The sequence below is a fragment of the Citreimonas sp. genome, from assembly GCF_042096055.1.
In the GTDB taxonomy this organism is placed as follows: Bacteria; Pseudomonadota; Alphaproteobacteria; order Rhodobacterales; family Rhodobacteraceae; genus Citreimonas.
Genome location: NZ_JBELMH010000014.1, coordinates 1 through 4680, shown reverse-complemented (window position 1 = coordinate 4680; position 4680 = coordinate 1). Strand labels below are relative to the sequence as shown.

General features: G+C 68.8%; 6 protein-coding genes and 1 pseudogene. 2 read left to right on the top strand and 5 right to left on the bottom strand.

Annotation, left to right across the window (positions count from 1 at the left end):
* Both ACFDTC_RS05300 and lgt read right to left on the bottom strand, forming a co-directional pair.
* Nucleotides 1-133, bottom strand: a pseudogene (locus ACFDTC_RS05300) (class I SAM-dependent methyltransferase); the annotation flags it as partial.
* Nucleotides 130-1017: a prolipoprotein diacylglyceryl transferase gene (gene lgt / locus ACFDTC_RS05295; RefSeq protein WP_375257833.1), complete on the bottom strand. Its 888-nt coding sequence runs from the start codon at nucleotides 1015-1017 to the stop codon at nucleotides 130-132. The pseudogene ACFDTC_RS05300 and the gene lgt, both read right to left, overlap by 4 nt.
* Nucleotides 1018-1109: 92 nt before the next feature.
* On the opposite strand from lgt, the gene ACFDTC_RS05290 reads away from it, so the two are divergent.
* Nucleotides 1110-1352, top strand: coding sequence for an accessory factor UbiK family protein (locus ACFDTC_RS05290; protein WP_375257832.1), 243 nt, complete (start codon nucleotides 1110-1112; stop codon nucleotides 1350-1352).
* 123 nt (nucleotides 1353-1475) lie between these two features.
* Nucleotides 1476-2063, top strand: coding sequence for a 2-hydroxychromene-2-carboxylate isomerase (locus tag ACFDTC_RS05285; protein ID WP_375257831.1), 588 nt, complete (start codon nucleotides 1476-1478; stop codon nucleotides 2061-2063).
* On the opposite strand, the gene ACFDTC_RS05280 is transcribed toward ACFDTC_RS05285, so the two are convergent.
* The 3 genes from ACFDTC_RS05280 to dapF form a co-directional block, all read right to left on the bottom strand.
* Nucleotides 2060-2758 carry a CDP-alcohol phosphatidyltransferase family protein gene (locus tag ACFDTC_RS05280; protein WP_375257830.1) on the bottom strand — a complete coding sequence of 233 codons (699 nt, stop codon included), beginning with the start codon at nucleotides 2756-2758 and terminating at the stop codon, nucleotides 2060-2062. The two genes, ACFDTC_RS05285 and ACFDTC_RS05280, sit on opposite strands and share 4 nt — an antisense overlap.
* Nucleotides 2759-2878: 120 nt before the next feature.
* Nucleotides 2879-4138 (bottom strand): tRNA (N(6)-L-threonylcarbamoyladenosine(37)-C(2))-methylthiotransferase MtaB, encoded by a 1260-nt coding sequence (mtaB, locus tag ACFDTC_RS05275; protein WP_375257829.1) that lies wholly within the window; start codon nucleotides 4136-4138, stop codon nucleotides 2879-2881.
* The coding region (gene dapF / locus ACFDTC_RS05270) for a diaminopimelate epimerase (RefSeq protein ID WP_375257828.1) at nucleotides 4135-4680 on the bottom strand (546 nt) is incomplete at its 5' end. The genes mtaB and dapF, both read right to left, overlap by 4 nt.

The window sequence follows — 4680 nt, the reverse complement described above, 5'->3', positions numbered from 1 at the left end:
GCGCGCCAAGCGGATCGCGCGTGGTGTAGTAGCCGTGTTCGGGATGGCCGAGGCAGGCAGCCATGTACTCGGCCAGGCTGAGCGGCCCGGTGGCGGCGATCTGGCGCGCAAGGATCGCGGCCAGCGGCGTCATGGTCGCGCCCGTTTCGCCCGCAGGATCAGCCATAGCCCCAGCGCGATCATCGGCAGCGTGAGGATCTGGCCCATGGTCAGCCCCCAGCCACCCACATGCCAGGCAAGGCCGAGCGGGTTTCCGGGCTCGACGAATTGCGCGTCGGGCTGGCGCACGAACTCGACCGCGAAGCGCGCGGCGCCGTAGCCGGCGAGGAATGCGCCGGTCAGCAGGCCGGGGCGCTTCAGCCCGCCGCGCAACGCCAGCCACAGCAGGACGAGGCCGAGGACCAGCCCCTCGAGCCCGGCCTCGTAAAGTTGCGAGGGGTGCCGCGCGCACATCTCGCCGATCGGTTGCCTGCATTCCTGCGCGGCGGTGCCCGGGAAGATCACGCCCCAAGGCAGGTCCGTCGGGCGGCCCCAAAGCTCGGCGTTGACGAAGTTAGCCAGCCGCCCCAGCAGCAGGCCCACGGGCGTCGCCAGCGCCATCATGTCGAGCGTCGACAGGCGCGGATGACCGCCCCGGCCGCAGAACCACAGTACCGCGACCGCAACGCCCAGCATGCCGCCGTGGAAGGACATGCCGCCGGTCCAGATGGCCAGGATCTCGACCGGGTTGGCCAGGTAATAGGCCGGCTGGTAGAACAGCACGTAACCAAGACGCCCGCCGAGGATCACGCCCAAGATGACGGCGGTCAGCAGGTCCTCGACCTCGCGCGGCGTCATCGGCGGAGTGTCGGCGGGCCACAGCGTTGTGCGCCGCACAGCGGCCACGGCGATGCGCCAGCCGATCAGGATCCCGGCGATGTAGGCGAGCGCGTACCAGCGCAGGGCGAACTCGAACCCGAACAGCGAGATCGAGAAAAGCTCGGGCGAGAGATTCGGGAAGGGAATGCCTGTCTGCATCCGCGTTGTTGTGCGCGGCGGCGCGGCGAAGTCAACCTTGAGACGACGGCCCGCGTGGCCCATATAGGACGCAAGCCAAGGTGGAGAGAGCCATGCAATCGCGCAACAAGATCTTCGAAGACATGTCGCAACTGATGACCAACGCCATGGGCGTGGCGCAGGGGGCGCGGGAAGAGGCCGAGACGGCGATGAAGTCCATGCTGGACCGCTGGCTGGCCGACCGCGATTTCGTCACGCGCGAGGAGTTCGACGCGGTGCGCTCGATGGCGCAGAAGGCGCGCGAGGAGAACGAGGCGCTGAAGGCGCGGCTGGACGCGCTTGAGGCCAAGAGCTAGGCCGGCACACGGCGCTCGCGCCCTTGCGGGCGCATCGCCCCGCCCACCGTCCCATTACGGGCAGGTGGCCGCGGACGGCATGTTGAGGTACTATGCACGCGCAGATCGACGAAAGGCGCGGGCATGGCTGACATCGACTTCTGGTATTCGATCGGCAGCACCTACACCTACCTGACGGTCATGCGCCTCGACTCGGTCGCGCGCGAGACCGGTATGCGCTTCCGCTGGCGGCCGTTCGACGTGCGGTCGATCATGACCGCGCAGAACAACATTCCCTTCAAGGGCAAGCCCGTCAAATCCGCCTACATGTGGCGCGACATCGAGCGTCGCGCGGCCGGATGTGGCCTGTCGCCGCGTATTCCCGCGCCCTATCCGCTGGCGGATCTTGCGCTGGCGAACCGCGTGGCGGTCGTCGGAGCCGAGGAAGGCTGGGTGGCGGATTACACGCGCGCCACCTACCGGCGCTGGTTCGAGAACGGCGCGCCCGCCGGAGAAGAGCCCAACCTGTCGGCCTCGCTGCGCGAGATCGGCCAGGATCCCGCCCGCGTGCTGGCCGAGGCGGACAGCGCGGCCACGGTAGACGCCCTCGCGCGCGAGACCGATGCCGCGGTCGCCGCCGGCATCTTCGGCTCGCCGAGTTTCGTGGTCGGGGACGAATTGTTCTGGGGGGACGACCGGCTCGACGACGCGATAGCCTGGGCGCGGCACTAGGCGGCGCGGCGCTCCGGTACGATCTGCTGCACGATCCCGACGAGGCCGAGGTAGATCGACGTCGCGACCAGGCCCCAGAGCGCCCAGCTTTCGGGATGGAACTCGACCCAGGCGGCCCATCCGGCGAAGCAGGTCCAGGCCAGCGCGATCGGCAGCGAAAGCTTTCGCCAGCGCTTGGTGCGGACGGGGTGGATGAACTTGAGCGGCAGGAACATGGCCACCGCGAGCACCGAGACGATGCTCAGCGTGACCCAGAAGTCGGGCTCGACCGCGAAGAGCACGATCACCAGCATGTTCCAGCAGCCCGGGAAGCCGTGGAACGAGTTGTCCGAGGTCTTCATCCGCGCGTCTGCGAAGTACATCGCGCTCGCGAAGGTGATCAGGATGATCGCGAACCAGCCCGTCCAGCCCGGCAGAAGCCCCGACTGGAACAGCGCGAAGGCCGGGATGAACGTGTAGGTCAGGTAGTCGATGATCAGGTCCAGCAGCACGCCGTCGAAGCGCGGCGCGTTGGTCTTCACGTCGTACTTGCGCGCCAGCGGGCCGTCGACGCCGTCCACCGCGAAGGCGATGACCAGCCACAGGAACATGATCGACCATGCGGCCTGCACGGCGGCGAGCATCGCGAGCATCGCGAACACCGCGCCGGTGGCGGTGAACAGGTGGACCAGCAGGGCCTTCGTGGACAATGTCATGGAGTCGTCATGCAGGAAATCCGCACCGGTTGCAAACCTGGGCGTCATGCCCGGCAACCGGCTTCGGGCCTTTGCGGCAGGCCGCAGGGTGACGGCGCCGGCCTGGGGCTTCTTCGCCGATCAGGCGCTGAGCGCCGTTCCCGCGTGTCCGGAAATGCGCGCAGAGACCACGGCGCCCTCGGTGCGTGCTTCGGCGAAGCGGACTTCGGTGAACTGTTCCGTCCGGCCCATCACGGGTGACTCCATCAGCACCGAATGCGTCCGGCCGACCTGCGCGTCGAGGTGACGCGTCACGGCGCGTGCGCCGGCCTCGCGCAGACGGGCGGCGCGGGTCTTGATCGTTGCGCCGTCGACGCGGTTCGGGATCTTCGCGGCCGGCGTGCCGGGGCGGGCCGAGTACGGGAAGACGTGCAGCCAGGTCAGGTCGCAGTCCTCGACCAGTTTCAGAGAGTTCTCGAAATGCGCCTCGGTCTCGGTCGGGAAGCCCGCGATGATGTCGGCGCCGAAGGTCATGTCGGGCCGCAGGCGGCGGGCTTCCTCGCAGAAGGCGATGGCATCGTCGCGCAGGTGGCGGCGCTTCATGCGCTTGAGGATCAGGTCGTCGCCGTGCTGGAGGCTCAGGTGCAGGTGCGGCATCAAACGCTTCTCGGTCGCGATGGCCTGCATGAGGTTGTCGTCCGCCTCGATGCTGTCGATGCTGCTGATCCGCAGCCGCGGCAGGTCGGGCACCAGCTTCAGGATGCGCATGACCAGATCGCCGAGCCGCGGCGCGGCCGGCAGGTCGGCACCCCACGAGGTCAGGTCGACGCCGGTCAGCACCACCTCGTTGAAACCCTGCTGAACCAGCCGCTTGATCTGGTCGACCACGACGCCGGCGGGAACCGAGCGGGAGTTGCCGCGGCCATAAGGGATGATGCAGAAGGTGCAGCGGTGGTCGCAGCCGTTCTGCACCTGCACATAGGCGCGGCTGCGTGTGCCGAAGCCGTCGATCAGGTGGCCGGCGGTCTCGGTCACCGACATTATGTCATCGACCATGACCGGCTCGGTCTCGCCCACGAAGTCGGAGCCAAGGCGCGCCCATGTCTCGGGCTTCATCTTCTCGGCGTTGCCGATGACGGTGTCGACCTCGTCCATCGCGGCGAAGCTGTCGGGGTCGATCTGTGCTGCGCAGCCGGTGACGATGACGCGCGCGCCGGGGTTCTCGCGGCGCAGGCGGCGGATCTCCTGCCGGGCCTTGCGCACGGCCTCGGTGGTTACGGCGCAGGTGTTCACGACCACGGCGTCGCCTAGGCCGGCTTCGGCCGCCATGCGCTTCATCGCCTCGGTCTCGTAGGCGTTGAGGCGGCAGCCTAGGGTGGTGAAGCGCGGGGCCTCGGTCATGCCTCGGCCTCCAGCCAGGCGCGGGTCAGCGTGCCGTCGAACACGTGCATCGTGGCGCCGGTCATCCAGACACCGTCGTCGCGCCAGTCGATCAACAGGTCGCCGCCGTCGAGCGTCACGCGCACCTGCCGGCCGGTCAGGCCGCGCCGCGCCGCCGCGACCGCCGTCGCGCAGGAGGACGAGCCCGAGGCGAGCGTGACGCCTACGCCGCGCTCCCACACGCGCATGCGCAGGTGGTCGGGGGCGATCAGGCTGGCGACCTGGACATTGGTGCGCCGCGGGTACAGCGGATGATGCTCGTAGCGCCGGCCGAACTGCTCCAGCGCGACCGCCTCGGCGTCGTCGACGAAGAAGGTGCAGTGCGGGTTGCCCATGCCGGTGGCCGTCGGGGCGCCTTCGATCGGCAACTCGAGCGTATCCATCGCCTCCGACAGCGGGATGTCGGCCCAGTCGGTCTGCGGTTGGCCCATGTTGACGCTGACCTGCCCGTTGGCTTCCCGCCGCGCGGGCAGGGCACCGCGATCGGTGGTGAGCGTCAGCGC